Source organism: Cyanobacterium stanieri LEGE 03274 (assembly GCF_015207825.1).
Lineage (GTDB): Bacteria > Cyanobacteriota > Cyanobacteriia > Cyanobacteriales > Cyanobacteriaceae > Cyanobacterium > Cyanobacterium stanieri_B.
This window is the reverse complement of sequence record NZ_JADEWC010000009.1, coordinates 1-14,650: the sequence shown is the minus strand read 5'-3', so window position 1 is coordinate 14,650 and position 14,650 is coordinate 1. Positions and strand designations below refer to the sequence as shown.

Sequence of the window (14,650 nt, the reverse complement as noted above, 5' to 3'; positions counted from 1 at the left end):
CAATCTGATATTAATAGACGAACATTATCTAAAGTTTAAAATCCGTAAAGTAAAAAAATAATTCTTAATTCTCCATTCTTCATTCTCCATTAACCCCCTAGCTGGAAATTTGTTAAAATGATCACTTACAGAAAAAATTTCTGCTAACATTAAATTTAAAAATGCTCAATCCTAATTTAGACTCTATAGAACTGAATAAAGATGAGTACGAACGCTATGCACGACACATCATTTTGCCCGAAGTCGGATTGGAAGGGCAAAAACGTCTCAAAGCAGCGAGTGTACTCTGTATAGGCACGGGGGGATTAGGTTCACCCCTTTTATTATATTTAGCCGCCTCCGGTATTGGGCGGATTGGTATAGTAGATTTTGACGTAGTCGATCATTCCAACCTCCAAAGACAAGTAATTCACGGTACTTCATGGGTAGGTAAACCCAAAATTGAATCCGCCAAAAATCGTATTTTAGAAATTAACCCCACCTGTCAGGTGGACTTGTACGAAACCCGTCTTAGCTCAGAAAATGCCCTCAAAATTCTTGAACCCTACGACGTAATCATTGACGGTACAGATAATTTCCCCACCCGTTACCTCACCAACGATGCCTGTGTATTGTTAAATAAACCCAACGTTTACGGCTCTATTTTCCGTTTTGAAGGACAAGCCACCGTATTTAACTATGAGGGAGGCCCCAACTACCGTGACTTATATCCCGAACCCCCACCGCCGGGGATGGTTCCTTCCTGTGCCGAAGGAGGAGTTTTAGGGGTTTTATGTGGTATTATCGGTACAATCCAAGCCACCGAAGCCATTAAAATTATTTTAGGGGTCGATCCTGCCAAAACCTTAAGTGGTAGATTATTACTCTATGATGCCATGGGCATGAAATTTAGGGAATTAAGATTACGTCCTAATCCTGTGCGCCCCGTCATTGAAAAACTCATTGACTATGAACAATTTTGTGGTATTCCCCAAGCAGCAGCCCAAGCCAGTGAAAGCGAAGCTGAGTTACAGGAAATGACCGTAACCCAGTTAAAAGAGTTATTGGATAGTGATGCCGATGATTATGTATTAATTGATGTACGTAATCCTAACGAGTATCAAATCGCTAAAATTCCCAATGCAACCTTAATTCCTTTACCTGACATTGAAGATGGTGACGGAGTAGCAAAAGTTAAGGAGTTGATGGGAGATAAACGTTTAATTGCCCATTGTAAATTGGGTGGACGCTCTGCCAAGGCTCTTAATATCCTCAAAGAAGCAGGAATTGAGGGAATTAATGTGAAAGGCGGTATTGCGGCTTGGAGTGAAGAAGTTGATTCTTCCGTACCTCAATATTAACTTCACCAAAGAAAGACCCTCAATTCTCCCCTCCTTTGTAAGGAGGGGCTGGGAGTGGTTCAAGATGACTAATCTTATACGTCTAGTTCTGTGAGATTTAATCGTGGACCATGGGTTTCGATAAATTCCCGTCGGGGGGCTACCCTGTCACCCATTAACACGGTAAAGATGCGATCGGCTTCTGCAGCATCCTCAATTTCAACCCTTTTCATCATGCGGGTTTCAGGATTCATGGTCGTATCCCAAAGTTGTTGGGGCATCATCTCCCCTAAACCCTTAAATCTTTGGATATTATAGTTAGCATTACTGGGAAACTCAGCTATTTTCTGTTGTAACTCCCTGTCACTATAACAATAATAATGATTTTTTCCTCGTTCTAGTTTATAAAGGGGAGGACAAGCAATATAGATATATCCTTGCTCTACTAATTCCCTCTGATAACGGTAGAAGAAAGTCAGTAAAAGGGTTCTGATATGTGCACCATCTACATCAGCATCCGTCATAATTACCACATGATGATACCTTAATTGACTTGCATCAAATTCATCCCCTTTGATACCTAAACCAAGAGCGGTAATGAGGGATTGAATTTCGTTATTTTTATAGATTTTAGCGTCATCAGTTTTTTCGATGTTTAAGATTTTACCTCGGAGGGGTAGTATTGCTTGGAAGCGGCGATCGCGCCCTTGCTTTGCACTTCCACCCGCACTATCGCCTTCCACGAGGAAGATTTCTGATTCGGCGGGATCACGGGAACTACAATCTGCTAATTTACCGGGTAGGGGGGAAGATTCTAAAACCGATTTACGGCGTACTAACTCTCTGGCACGACGGGCTGCTTCGGCGGCTTTAAAGGCTTGGACGGCTTTTTCAATGATGCTGTCGGCTACGTGGGGATTAAATTCTAGGTATTCGTTTAAAACTTCACCCACGAGGGAATCGACAATACCTCTAACTTCGGAGTTACCTAGTTTTGTTTTGGTTTGTCCTTCAAATTCTGGATCTGGTACTTTAACGGAGATAACGGCGGTTAAACCTTCTCGGACATTTTCCCCTGCTAAATTAGGTTCATTATCTTTGATTTTGTTGCGTTTACGGGCTACGTTATTTAAAGTTCTGGTAAGGACGGTTTTTAATCCTTCTAAATGAGTACCACCATCTACAGTACGGATATTGTTGGCAAAACCTAAAATAGTATCGCTATAGGCATCGACACACCATTGGAAGGCGACTTCTACTTGTACACCGTTTTTCTCTCCTTCTACATAGATAATATCTGGGTGTAATACTTCTTTTTCCCTGGTCATGTAGGTAACATATTCTTTGATACCCCCTTCATAACAATAGGTTTCTTCTCGTTGAGAGTCTAAGCGGCGATCGCAAAAGGTAATTTTAACTCCCGCATTCAAATATGCCAATTCTCTAAGACGATTGGAAAGAGTGCCATAATTAAATTCTGTGGTTTCACTAAAAATTAGAGCATCAGGCATAAAACTGATGGATGTACCCGTAGAATGGTCATTATCAGGTTGAGGAACTAATTCGGTGACGGGAATCCCTCTCTCATAACGTTGGGTATGAAGATTACCATTACGCCATACTTTTACTTCTACCCACTCAGATAGGGCATTTACTACGGAAATACCAACCCCGTGCAAACCTCCAGAAACTTTATAACCACCGCCCCCAAATTTACCCCCTGCGTGAAGTACCGTCATCACGGTTTCGAGGGCAGATTTTCCCGTGCTAGGGTGAACATCGGTGGGAATACCCCGGCCATCATCGGTTACACTTACAGAACCATCTTCGTTAATATCTATTTCAATATGGCTACAATGCCCTGCCAAGGCTTCATCAATGGAGTTATCCACCACTTCATATACTAGATGGTGTAGTCCCCTAGGACCTGTTGTACCAATGTACATCCCTGGACGCTTTCTAACAGGTTCTAACCCCTCCAATACTTGGATTTGCTCTGCTCCATAGTTGGAGGTTTGTTTTTCGGTAGCCATATTATTCTATTCCCCTTGTTAAGGCTATAGTCTGCCTTGTTTTTTGTTGAATGATATTTTTATCAAAAATTATAACACATTCTACTTTATCACGATTTAAATGGGGTTAGAAACAATTTTTCTAGGAGGGGTGTACAGTTAATTTTATGGTGTGTTGAAGTTATTCCCCCGTGATAATTTTTTCATAGCCCATGGCGGCTTTTTCCCAAGTGTAATGGTTTTCAATCATTTTACGAGCATTATACGCTATTTCTTGTCTTAAATCACTATTATCGAATAATTTACTGATTTGTTTAACATATTCATCAATGGTATTCGCCCTTAAGGCACAAAGAGGATTGTCCACCGTTAATCCTTCTAAACCTCTGTCACTTGCTACCACAGGAATTCCCGCGGCCATGGCTTCGAGAGTTTTTATTTTCATGCCAAAGCCACTGCGAAGGGGTACAACGGAAATGGTTGTTTGATGAAGATAATCAACCATAGAAGGAACTCTGCCAGTAACGATAATACTATTATTTTTAGACAAACTTTGTACTGCTTGTGTTGGTTTAGAGCCTACTATCAATAATTTTGCTCGAGGATATTTTTCTTGAATTAAGGGGAAAACTTCTAAGCCGAAAAAACAAGCCCCATCAGCATTTACAATATAATCCATACCACCAGCAATCATTAGGGTATGTTCGGTGATGGTATTTTCTCGGCAGGGAAACATATCTAAGTTTACTCCGTTGGGGATAATTTCAATATCTTTTCGATGGGATAGTTGGTTGATGGTTGCTTTATCTTCTTTGGTGGTGACAATTATTTTAGAAAATTTTTGACAGTAATTTTTTTCATAACGATATAGTAGTGGTTTATTCAATCGATCGCGCCAGGGATTTTCTGATGTTTTTGTGGCGAGTTGATCTTGACAGGTGCGATACACTGAACTATGTATGTCTATGAGAGTAGAAATTTTGTTTTTCCATTCTGGTCTAATATAAATTTCATTAACGGTATGTTCTCCTGCTATTAAATCAAATTTATTTTTGCTGACGGCATCATCAATCCATTGTTGAATTTCTGGCAAATAGTTTGCCATTACACTGGGGGGCTTACCTTGGATAATAAAATCGGTAAAACGCTTTATTTTATTGAAAATACTGGTTTTTGAAGGTGGTTTAGACGGAAAGATGACTAATTCTTGAACAATTTCTTTTAATTCGTTAACTTCTTCTGGTTTGACATCGGGGGTTTGTTGGGTAATTAATGTCACTTGATGATGTTTTCTAAGATAATCGATGAGATTAAAGTTACGACAGTGAGTACCTCCTTTAGTTTGAGGGTAGGGGAAGGTGTTAGATATTATTAAGATTTTCATGCACAATTAAGGGCGATCGCACTTATATTACTATTAATAATTAAAGAGATTTTGGTTATTATAATCATAAAATCATCATCTGAATCTAATTATGCCTAAAGTTAGTGTTTGTATCCCTACATATAATAGATCTGATTATTTACAGTATTCTGTTAACAGTGTTTTAAGTCAAACTTACTCAGATTTTGAACTAATTATATGTGATGATGGTTCAACGGATAACACTGCACAAATAGTTAAAAATTTTCAAAATAATCGCATAAAATATATTCGTCATAAAAATAATATTGGACGTAGTAAAAATATGCGCTCTGGTTTTGAAAATGCTACGGGCGAATATTTTATTAAGTTTGATGATGACGATGCTTTAACCCCTGATTTTTTAACCAAAACAGTTGCGATTTTGGATAAAAATAAAGATGTTGACTTTGTTTGTACAAACCATTGGGTTATAGATGCTAATAGTAATAGAAATGAAATTGCCACAAAAGAAAACTCTGATAAATGGGGAAAAAGTAAATTAAAAGAAGGTGTAATTGACGATTTAATTTATCAAACTTTTGTTTTACAAAGTTTACAAGTTGGTTCTACTTTATTTCGTTATCAAGCATTAAAAAAAGTAGATTATATGAATCCTTTAGCTGATGGTTGTGAAGATTTTGATCTTTTAGTGAGAATGGCAATAGCAGGGAAGAATGGTTATTTTTTACCTGAATTTTTAATGGAATATCGTTTCCATGGACAACAAAATAGTTTAAAACAGAATTTACACTTTCTCAAAGCAAAAAAATATTGTTTGGAAACCTATAATTTTGCTCAACAAAATATAGAACAAATTAGGCATAAAAAACTCGCAGATATTAATTTATGTTTAGGATTGAGAATGATTGAAAATAATCAAAATAAAGAAGGAAGAAGATTAATTAGAGAAGCAGAAGAAGTTTTAGGCTTATCTAATCGTAGCTTAATAGGAAAAACTTTATCCTATTTACCTTATCAAATTAACCAATTTATCTTTCAAACTAATAAAAAAATTAAACCAAAAGATTATGCCGATCAAGTAAGATCTAATTCATCAAATAATTAATCAGATAAAAATGAAAAAAAGTGCGATTATTCTTTAAAAATAAATATTAAAGCACTTAACAACAATTCATCATCGTAATCAATATGTGTTAACATTTTCACAATGCTTTTAATATATTTGATACATTATGGATAAAACTCCCAATAACAAATCTCAAAATATAGTTCTTGCCCTAGTGGCCGTGGCGGGTTTTTCCGTTGCTCACCAGAGTGGCTTAGCAGGTCAACTACTTCAAGTTTTAGATAAAAGTATAGTTCAATCTGCATCGGCAAAAAATACAACCCTATCTAGGGATGAAAGTGCGATCGCCCCTAGCTTACAAGTAAAAGAAATAAAAGAAAGTCTAATTCAACTAGAAGGCGATCGAGCCTATCAGATAGACGAAAACGCTATGCGCACCCCCTTACAAGATGGATTTTATCGATTTGCCAACGGAGAAATCCTCACCGTTCAAGATGGCACAATAACTAATAGACAAGTAGTCAAAGACTGCATCGTTAACTGTAACCTCATTAGTCAAAGCTGGAACGAAGGAGGTACATGGGCTCAAGGCCCTGACGCAGGCCCCTGGTCGGAAGCAGGTTGGAGAGAAGGAGGCACTTGGGAAAGGGATGCCAGTGGAGATGACCAAATGCGTCGTACCCTAGAAAATAATAATAGCACTCCCCGTGTAAGAGATAGCTTTGATCGGATTCAAATAAACAACGATCGCACCTCTCCCCGTATTATAACCCCCGTAGATCCCAACAGTCCCCTAAGACCACCAGTTCGACCAGGAGGATTTAACACCACCCCTCAAAACAACATTAACCCTAATTTTGGTCGATAACTTAAATACTAAAACGATAGGAGAAACCCTGGCTTTTTCTCCTATTTTCCATGACCTTTAATAAATTAGGAGGATAAAAAATGCACTTTGTCATGAAATTGAGTAAACTTTGTAACCTACGTTGTAACTACTGTTACGAGTACGAAGAATTAAACAACAAAGAAAGAATGCCCTTAGAGGGATTAGATTTTTTCTTCCGTAATTTAGCCACCTACTTAAAATCACAACCCCCAGAAAATAGAACCGCCAATTTTGTTTTACACGGAGGAGAAGCCCTACTACTACCCCACAGTTATTTACGGGCTTTTAAAGAACTACAACGTAAATATTTAGATGCAGAAGGCTTAGAATATAACAACGGCGTACAAAGTAACCTAGTACAGATTTCCGATGCCACCCTAGACTTATTAGAAGAATTAGACATCAGCCTAGGTATCTCCTTTGATGTATTCGGTAATCAAAGAGTAGATATAAAAGGAAATGACTCTCAAGATCGAGTCTTGGACAATATGCAACGACTGATAGATAGAAAAATTCCTTTTGCCGCCATTATGGTACTTCACGGAGCAAATATCGATTATGTCTTACCTAGCTATGAGTTTTATAATGACCTGCATATTAACTATAGAATGTTACCCATTTTTAGCCATAACGATCCACCCCCAAGGGTTGAACCTATTTTAGTGAGCCACGAAGAAACTGTAAAAGCCCTTCAAGCAGTAGCCAAGGCTCAATTTGCTCAACCCACTAACATCAAAGTTTTACCCATCTGGGATTATTTTAAAGCCGCAGTGCGTTATTTAGCAGGGGCAAGACAGGCTATTTATGATCCTCAGCGGGAAGAATGGGCTTATATTGTCAATACCAATGGGGATGTTTATAGCCATGGAGATGCTTACTCCCCTGATGGTTTGATGGGCAATATTTTTCGTCAATCATTGTCGGATATTAAACAAAGTGCCGAATATAAACATACTATTTCCGTGCGTAAAGATCGTGCCGAAAACTGTCGTAGTTGTTCTTTTTATGGTTATTGTAATCAATTACCCATCGCCGAAGCTATTTCCAGTGAACGGGTTTACCATGAAGATGGCAAGTTAGAATGTACCATCGCTAAACCGATGATTCAATTTATCATCAATCAAATTGAGCAATCTGATTCGGGCAAACTTTTGTTAAATAGTTTTGATGTTTCCGAAGATTCTGCCTTAAAAAATGAAATGATTCCTAGTTAAGGGGGGTAAGTAACCAGAGTTCGGGATCACATTTTGTAATCTTTTATCTCAAGGTCGGATAATTCGTTATAAATAGATTGTATCCTCGCCCACCGTGTAATTAATTACACGGTTAACGGTAGTTCATTCAGTAATTAGCAAAGTCCTGCAAATAGGTTTTTACCGTCCATAAATCCTAGTCCTTCGTCACTTGCCCTTTCAGGGTGGGGCATCATTCCTAAAATATTACCTTGTTTGTTGGTAATACCAGCAATATTGTGACATGAGCCATTGGGGTTAGATTGTTGGTTAATATCACCGTTTTCATTGGAGTAGCGGAATAAAATTTGACTATTATCTTCTAATTCCTTGAGGGTATCTTCATCGGCATAGTAGTTGCCCTCTCCGTGGGCGATGGGTAAACGAATTACTTCATCGGGGGAATATTTTTTTGTCCAGATAGAGTTATTATGTTCTACTTTGACAGGAACTTGATCACAGATAAAGTGTAAATCTCGGTTACGGATGAGCGCCCCGGGCAATAATCCTGCTTCGGTGAGAACTTGAAAACCATTGCAGATGCCTAAAACAAATTTTCCCGCTTCTGCGTGTTTAATAATACTATTCATAATGGGGGAAAAACGGGCGATCGCACCACAGCGAAGATAATCCCCATAACTAAATCCCCCTGGAACAACGATTATATCAAGATCATCAATATCAGTATCTTGATGCCAAACAAAACGAGTAGGTTGATTAAAAACCCCATCGGTTACCATGGCTACGTCGCGATCGCAATTTGAACCAGGGAAAACAACAATACCAAACTTCATAGTTTATGCCTCCAGAGGATTTAACTCAAAACGATAATTTTCAATAACAGGATTACTCAAAAGTTTGTCACACATTTGATGTAAATCAGCTTGAGCCTTTTCCTCATTTTCAGCAGTTAAATTCAACTCAATATATTTGCCGATGCGCACCCCCTCAACACCATCATAACCCAATTGATGTAAGCCAGACTCCACAGCCGTTCCCGCTGTATCCAGTACAGAAGCCCTTAAAGTCACATATACACGGACAGAATACTTTTTCATAACCAATAAATTAAAATAAAAATACCTTAAATAAAAATTCTCTTACCCCCAAATCCCAGATAAATATCCACCGATAAGGAAGTTGAGAAATAGAGTACACAAGGCGAACACCTAAAACCTTTTCAATTGTCCATTGTCCACCGTCAATTGTCAATGTCCCTACGTCCTTCCAAAGCCCTAGCTAAAGTTACCTCATCAGCATATTCCAAATCTCCTCCCATGGGTAAACCAAAAGCAATACGAGTAACCCTAGTAAAAGGCTTTAATAACTGTGCCACGTAAAGAGTGGTGGTTTCCCCTTCCACACTGGGATTAATAGCTAATATCACTTCTTGGGTTTTTTCTCGGCTTACCCTTTCTACTAATGGGGTAATATTAAGTTGTTCTGGTCCAATGCCATCCATGGGAGAAATAACACCCCCTAAAACGTGATATTTACCGTGATACTCTCTTGTTTTTTCTAAGGCAATTACGTCTTTAGAATCTGTTACCACACATATGATTGTCTCATCACGATTAGGATTACTACAAATATTACAAATAGGTTCGGCTGAGAGATGGAAACACCGCTGACAAAAACCGACTCTTCTTTTAGCATCTAAAATAGCTTGAGCCAAATTTTCTGCGTCTTTATCGGGACGTTTGAGGATGTGTAATGCGAGTCTTTGAGCGCTTTTTGGCCCTACACCGGGTAACTTTTGTAATTGCTCTATTAAACGAGCGAGGGGGGCAGTATAAATAGCTATTTGTCTCCGTAACTAAAATCGATTCTAGTTTACCCCAGATTTGCTCTCAATGCACTGCAACTAATTAACCTGAGTTCGGGATAAAATTTATAGTCTTGTAAAGGTATCGGGTGTCAGGTTCAGAAATTTACAAAAACTTTATATTAATTAATTTTCTGGTATTTAGTTCCATCAAAGAATTAACATAGACTGCTGGTATTTTAAACCTGTAACCTGTGAGTTTTTAAGCTAATCATCCAGTAAACACTATTGATAATTTCCTACCATTTTTCTATATTTTTTCCCTTGGTTAAACAATAATCTGTTCATTCTAATTATTGTTTATACTGCCAAAGTCCATACTCTACCCATGTTAACCATCGCCCCTTATGAACAAGATTATTCGGATAAAAAATACATCTTCAACCCATTCCTGATGAATCATAGTTTAATTTACACACAAAGCCATACAAACATTGAGCCAGATTTTAATCTTGTAATCGATTTATATCACTATTAGAACCAATTACCACCATAGATAAACCCTTTTGTAAAACAAACTGAGGAGGAGGATTAATCACAAACTTATCATCATTACCCACCGCCAACACATTTAAACCAAAACGACTACGAATTTTTATCTCTGCTAGGGTTTTACCGTCAAATTCCTCAGGGATGGAAACTTCTACAATGCTATTATCAGGATCTAGTTCAAAACGGTCTAAAATACCTGGTTTTGTTAAAGTATAAGCTAATTCGCATCCTGCTTCATGTTCTGGATATACCACCAAATCAGCCCCAACTTTTTTTAATAACTTGCCATGGGTGCTAGAAGAAGCCTTAGCAACCACATATTTAACACCCCCCTCCTTGACATTAAGGGTGGTAATAATACTTTCTTCTAAATAATTACCGATCGCCACTATCACCGTATCCAGTTCAAAAATACCAGCTTCCCGTAAAGCATTTACTTCGGTGCAATCAAGTTGAAGGGCGCTAGAAGTTATTTTGTCAGTCAAGGCTTGGGCGACTAATTTTTCATCCACATCCGTACCCAATACCTCATAACCCATATTGTAGAGAGTTTCACATACCGCCCTACCAAAACGGCCTAAACCAATCACCGCAAATTGACGGCTTTCTTTTCGTAAATTGGTTAAAAATTTTAACGAACTAATATCAAGACTAAAAATACCCTTGGGGCGATCGCCCTTACTACCAGAATTAGGTTGATTGGATGCCATAATAATATTAACCGATTAAAAGATTTTCCTCTGGATAATGAATACGACTGGGACGAGGATCACCCAAAATAGCTGACATAAATAATAATACTCCAACTCGCCCAATATACATTGTTAAAATGATCAAAACTTGAGCCGAACCAGATAAATCAGCCGTAATGCCCGTGGAAAGTCCCACCGTTGCAAAAGCAGACACCACCTCAAAGAAAATATTAATAAAATTAAAATTAGGGTGAATAAAAGAAATACTAAAAGTAACTACTAACACCGTAATTGTTGAACCAAACACCACCGCCATCGCCTTCAAAATTAGAGACGAAGGGACTTCCCTTTCATAAATAACAATATCTTGCTTACCCTGTAATACCGCCTTGGTACTTTCAAACAAAATGCGCACAGTAGTAGTTTTAATCCCCCCTGCCGTACCACTAGGGCTACCCCCCACAAACATAAAACCAATGGTAAGAAATAAACTAGCAATGGTCATTGCTCCTAAGTCAATGGAATTAAAACCCGCAGTACGAGTAGTTACAGATTGAAACACCGCTAAAGTTACTTTTTCATTGAAGTTAAACTCAGCCAACAGATTATTATATTCAGTGACTAAAAAGGCGATCGCCCCAAACAATAACAAAAAAATAGTAGTGCTGATAACTACCCTAAAATTAAGGGAAAATCGGTATTCTTTCTTGCTAGATGTGTCTAACTTTTCCCTTAACCATAAATAGAATTCGATAATTACCTGATAACCAATCCCCCCAAAAATAATCAAAATACAGATAATAATATTTAAAGGAATAGAAGTTTGATACCTAGTTAAACTATCTGCAAACAGACTGAATCCAGCATTATTCCAAGCACTAATACTATGGAAAATAGCTAACCAAAGACTTTGTTGATTATCATAATCTTGTTGAAAAACCAAAAATAAAGTGATGCTTCCCAGAGTTTCTAAAGCAATGGTAGTGGCAAATACGGATTTAAGAAGGTTTTGACTACCATGGAGAAAAGGACGATCAAAAGATTCTTTAATAGCTAACTTTTCCCGAAAATCAAATTTTCTGCCGATTAACAATATCAAAAAAGTAGTGGTTGTCATGTAACCCAACCCACCGATTTGAATAAGACAAAGAATAAATAATTCTCCCCAAAAAGTATAGTAACTCCCAGTATCTACGACAATTAAGCCCGTTACACATACCGCAGAAGTAGAAGTAAAAAGGGCAGTGGTAAAATTTCCCCAGCCCGGCTCAACCGTAGAAAAAGGTAATAATAACAGTAATGTGCCAACGGAAATAACTGCTAAAAATCCAAGGCAAATAGTACGCGCAATGGTCATCAGTTCTTAATTCTCATATTATTAAGTGTTACGGAAATATAGATAGTCAATTTTGGTTCTCTACCAAAAATTAAACTGTTTCAATTTACCGTAATTATCCATTATCCATTCTCCATTCTCAATTATCAATTAATTAATTCGTCTTGGTATTTCATAACTAAGGAAATCGTGGGCGAGGATGGTTTCAGGGAAAATTGCCTGTGCCTCCTTAAGTAAATCATTCAATTGAAGAGGGTTTCCCGGGGCATAGCGGGGGCTAAAGTGGGTCATAATGAGTTTTTTGACCTGAGCGGCGAGGGCGACTTGGGCGGCCATGGTGGTGGTGGAGTGCATTCTTTCAAAGGCCATTTGAGCGTCTTGGTGGGCGAAGGTGGCTTCGTGGATTAGTACGTCTGCATCTTCACTAAGGGCGATCGCACTTTCACAAAATACAGTATCGGTACAATAAACAAATTTACGCCCAATTTCCGTAGGGCCACATAATTGAGAACCGTTAATAGTACGTCCATCATCAAGGGTAATGGTTTCACCCTTTTTTAACTTGCCATAGATAGGGCCACTGGGAATCCCCAACTTTTTCGCCTTTTCCACATCAAATTTACCCGCCTTATCTTTTTCGCTGACACGATAACCAAAGGCAGTAACACGATGTTTTAACATTTCTGTACTAACTATATATTCATCATCTTCATAAATTACCCCAGGGGAAACAGTTTTAAAATGTACACCATAGGGGAAATAAGTCTGAGAATATTTCATACAGGCTTTTAAATAGGCATCTAATCCGGGGGGGCCATAAACTTCCACATTTTCCGCATGGGCGCCCAAACCACAACTAGCCAGTAACCCCATCAAACCAAATATATGATCCCCGTGCATGTGGGTAACGAAGATTTTTTTTAGTTGGGAGGTTTTTAAATCACTGCGTAAAATCTGATGTTGAGTACCTTCCCCGCAGTCAAATAGCCAAATTTCGCCCCTTTGGGTTAGTCTAAGTGCCACGCTGGATACATTTCTCGATCTGGTGGGTACTCCTGAACTAGTACCTAAAAAAGTTACTTCCACTACTTCTATATTATTGATACTTTTTGATTGATCCTAGTTTACCATTCCATCATGGACAATTTATTTGACAAAAATAGACAAGAAACAACTAACCACCGATAATAAATTTATTTTCTATCAGTATCGACTATGCAAACTAATTCTAAATTTACTAATTCCCTCACTAATCCTACAGGGGTAACTTTACTTATTCTCTTAACTTGCGGATTAGGTGCGATCGCCCTTAGCTTTTTAAATATTCAACAAATTAATCCTTTTCTATCTTCATTTATCATCACAGGGGCATTAGGTTATGTGATAGTGCCTCAACTACAAAGAATCAAAGCCAGTCAAATCATCCAAGAAGATGGCCCTTCCTCCCACCTCAAAAAAGCTGGAACCCCCACCATGGGAGGTATTTTCTTCATTCCCACCGCCATCATTGTCGGTTTAATTTTTACCAACTTTTCTAGTAATGCCATCGCCGTCGCCCTCGTTACCTTTGCCTATGCCTTTATCGGTTGGGTAGATGATTGGCAAATTTTACGAAAAAAAACTAACCTCGGTTTAACAGCCAAGCAAAAACTCGCCCTCCAAATTCTTTTTGCCGTTTTATTCTGTATTTGGATGGCAAACAGTCAGCCCCCAGAAATTACCAGCGTCATCCTTCCTTTTAATATTATCTTGCCCCTCGGTTTCTTCTTCTGGTTTCTAGCTACCTTTGTTATCGTCGCCGAAAGTAATGCCACCAACCTCACCGATGGAGTAGATGGTTTAGCAGGGGGGACAAGTGCGATCGCCTTTCTAGGTATCGGTATATTAATAAGTAACACCCACCCCGACTTACTCGTTTTCTCCCTAGCCATCAGTGGCGCTTGTCTAGGGTTTGTTCTCCACAACCGTAACAAAGCCTCTGTATTCATGGGTGATACAGGTTCCCTTGCCCTTGGTGCCAGTCTAAGTGCGATCGGACTCTTAAGCCAAAATCTTTGGGCATTATTCATTATCAGTCTGCTTTTCTTCCTCGAATCCATCTCCGTCATTGCCCAAGTCACCTATTACAAAGCTACCAAAGACGAAAATGGAAAAGGCAAAAGACTCCTCAAAATGGCTCCCATCCACCACCATCTCGAACTAAGCGGCTGGACAGAAACCCAAATAGTGGGCATTTTTTATCTAATTAACACCATTCTTATCCTAATCACCATCTATTTATATTAGTAAAGTGAGCGATGCCCAGCGAAAAGAAAAAAAGATTGAAAGGTCAAAAGCCTTAATATGTAACAGTTGTGACAGAAGTTGAAAAAAAGTTTCGAGAAAAAGTTGCCATTTTGAGGAGAGTTAGTTATATTAGTA

At 38.4% G+C, this 14,650-nt stretch carries 13 protein-coding genes; 5 read left to right on the top strand and 8 right to left on the bottom strand.

Annotated features, from left to right (window positions below; genetic code table 11):
- Positions 1 to 161: 161 nt before the first annotated feature.
- Positions 162 to 1,340, top strand: coding sequence for a molybdopterin-synthase adenylyltransferase MoeB (gene moeB, locus IQ215_RS05620; protein WP_193800335.1), 1,179 nt, complete (start codon positions 162 to 164; stop codon positions 1,338 to 1,340).
- A gap of 74 nt (positions 1,341 to 1,414) precedes the next feature.
- Here the strand turns inward: moeB and gyrB are convergent, their stop codons facing one another.
- Both gyrB and IQ215_RS05610 read right to left on the bottom strand, forming a co-directional pair.
- Positions 1,415 to 3,352 carry a DNA topoisomerase (ATP-hydrolyzing) subunit B gene (gene gyrB / locus IQ215_RS05615; RefSeq protein ID WP_193800334.1) on the bottom strand — a complete coding sequence of 646 codons (1,938 nt, stop codon included), beginning with the start codon at positions 3,350 to 3,352 and terminating at the stop codon, positions 1,415 to 1,417.
- Between the two features lie 160 nt (positions 3,353 to 3,512).
- Positions 3,513 to 4,715, bottom strand: coding sequence for a glycosyltransferase family 4 protein (locus IQ215_RS05610; protein WP_193800333.1), 1,203 nt, complete (start codon positions 4,713 to 4,715; stop codon positions 3,513 to 3,515).
- Between the two features lie 91 nt (positions 4,716 to 4,806).
- Between IQ215_RS05610 and IQ215_RS05605 the strand changes: the two genes are divergently transcribed.
- The 3 genes from IQ215_RS05605 (at position 4,807) to IQ215_RS05595 (ending at position 7,866) form a co-directional block, all read left to right on the top strand.
- Positions 4,807 to 5,802 carry a glycosyltransferase family 2 protein gene (locus IQ215_RS05605; protein WP_193800332.1) on the top strand — a complete coding sequence of 332 codons (996 nt, stop codon included), beginning with the start codon at positions 4,807 to 4,809 and terminating at the stop codon, positions 5,800 to 5,802.
- Positions 5,803 to 5,929: 127 nt separating this feature from the next.
- Positions 5,930 to 6,631, top strand: a complete 702-nt coding sequence (locus IQ215_RS05600; protein WP_193800331.1) for a hypothetical protein — start codon at positions 5,930 to 5,932, stop codon at positions 6,629 to 6,631.
- 92 nt (positions 6,632 to 6,723) lie between these two features.
- Positions 6,724 to 7,866 carry a radical SAM protein gene (locus tag IQ215_RS05595; RefSeq protein ID WP_241735261.1) on the top strand — a complete coding sequence of 381 codons (1,143 nt, stop codon included), beginning with the start codon at positions 6,724 to 6,726 and terminating at the stop codon, positions 7,864 to 7,866.
- A gap of 134 nt (positions 7,867 to 8,000) precedes the next feature.
- Here the strand turns inward: IQ215_RS05595 and purQ are convergent, their stop codons facing one another.
- The 6 genes from purQ to IQ215_RS05565 all read right to left on the bottom strand — a co-directional run bounded on the left by purQ (position 8,001) and on the right by IQ215_RS05565 (position 13,315).
- Positions 8,001 to 8,678, bottom strand: coding sequence for a phosphoribosylformylglycinamidine synthase subunit PurQ (gene purQ / locus IQ215_RS05590; RefSeq protein WP_193800329.1), 678 nt, complete (start codon positions 8,676 to 8,678; stop codon positions 8,001 to 8,003).
- 3 nt (positions 8,679 to 8,681) lie between these two features.
- The gene (purS, locus tag IQ215_RS05585; RefSeq protein ID WP_193800328.1) at positions 8,682 to 8,942 is read right to left on the bottom strand and encodes a phosphoribosylformylglycinamidine synthase subunit PurS; all 261 of its coding nucleotides are present in this window, start codon (positions 8,940 to 8,942) and stop codon (positions 8,682 to 8,684) included.
- A gap of 143 nt (positions 8,943 to 9,085) precedes the next feature.
- On the bottom strand, positions 9,086 to 9,682 hold the full coding sequence (recR, locus tag IQ215_RS05580) for a recombination mediator RecR (protein ID WP_193800407.1): 597 nt from the start codon (positions 9,680 to 9,682) through the stop codon (positions 9,086 to 9,088).
- 473 nt (positions 9,683 to 10,155) lie between these two features.
- Positions 10,156 to 10,845 carry an NAD-binding protein gene (locus IQ215_RS05575; RefSeq protein ID WP_193800406.1) on the bottom strand — a complete coding sequence of 230 codons (690 nt, stop codon included), beginning with the start codon at positions 10,843 to 10,845 and terminating at the stop codon, positions 10,156 to 10,158.
- A gap of 73 nt (positions 10,846 to 10,918) precedes the next feature.
- Complete coding sequence (locus IQ215_RS05570; RefSeq protein WP_193800327.1) at positions 10,919 to 12,250, bottom strand: TrkH family potassium uptake protein; 1,332 nt, start codon at positions 12,248 to 12,250, stop codon at positions 10,919 to 10,921.
- 129 nt (positions 12,251 to 12,379) lie between these two features.
- Positions 12,380 to 13,315, bottom strand: a complete 936-nt coding sequence (locus IQ215_RS05565; protein ID WP_193800326.1) for a ribonuclease Z — start codon at positions 13,313 to 13,315, stop codon at positions 12,380 to 12,382.
- A 129-nt stretch (positions 13,316 to 13,444) separates the two neighbouring features.
- Here IQ215_RS05565 and mraY point away from each other — a divergent pair, with 129 nt between their 5' ends.
- Positions 13,445 to 14,515, top strand: a complete 1,071-nt coding sequence (gene mraY / locus IQ215_RS05560; protein WP_193800325.1) for a phospho-N-acetylmuramoyl-pentapeptide-transferase — start codon at positions 13,445 to 13,447, stop codon at positions 14,513 to 14,515.
- Positions 14,516 to 14,650 lie beyond the last annotated feature (135 nt).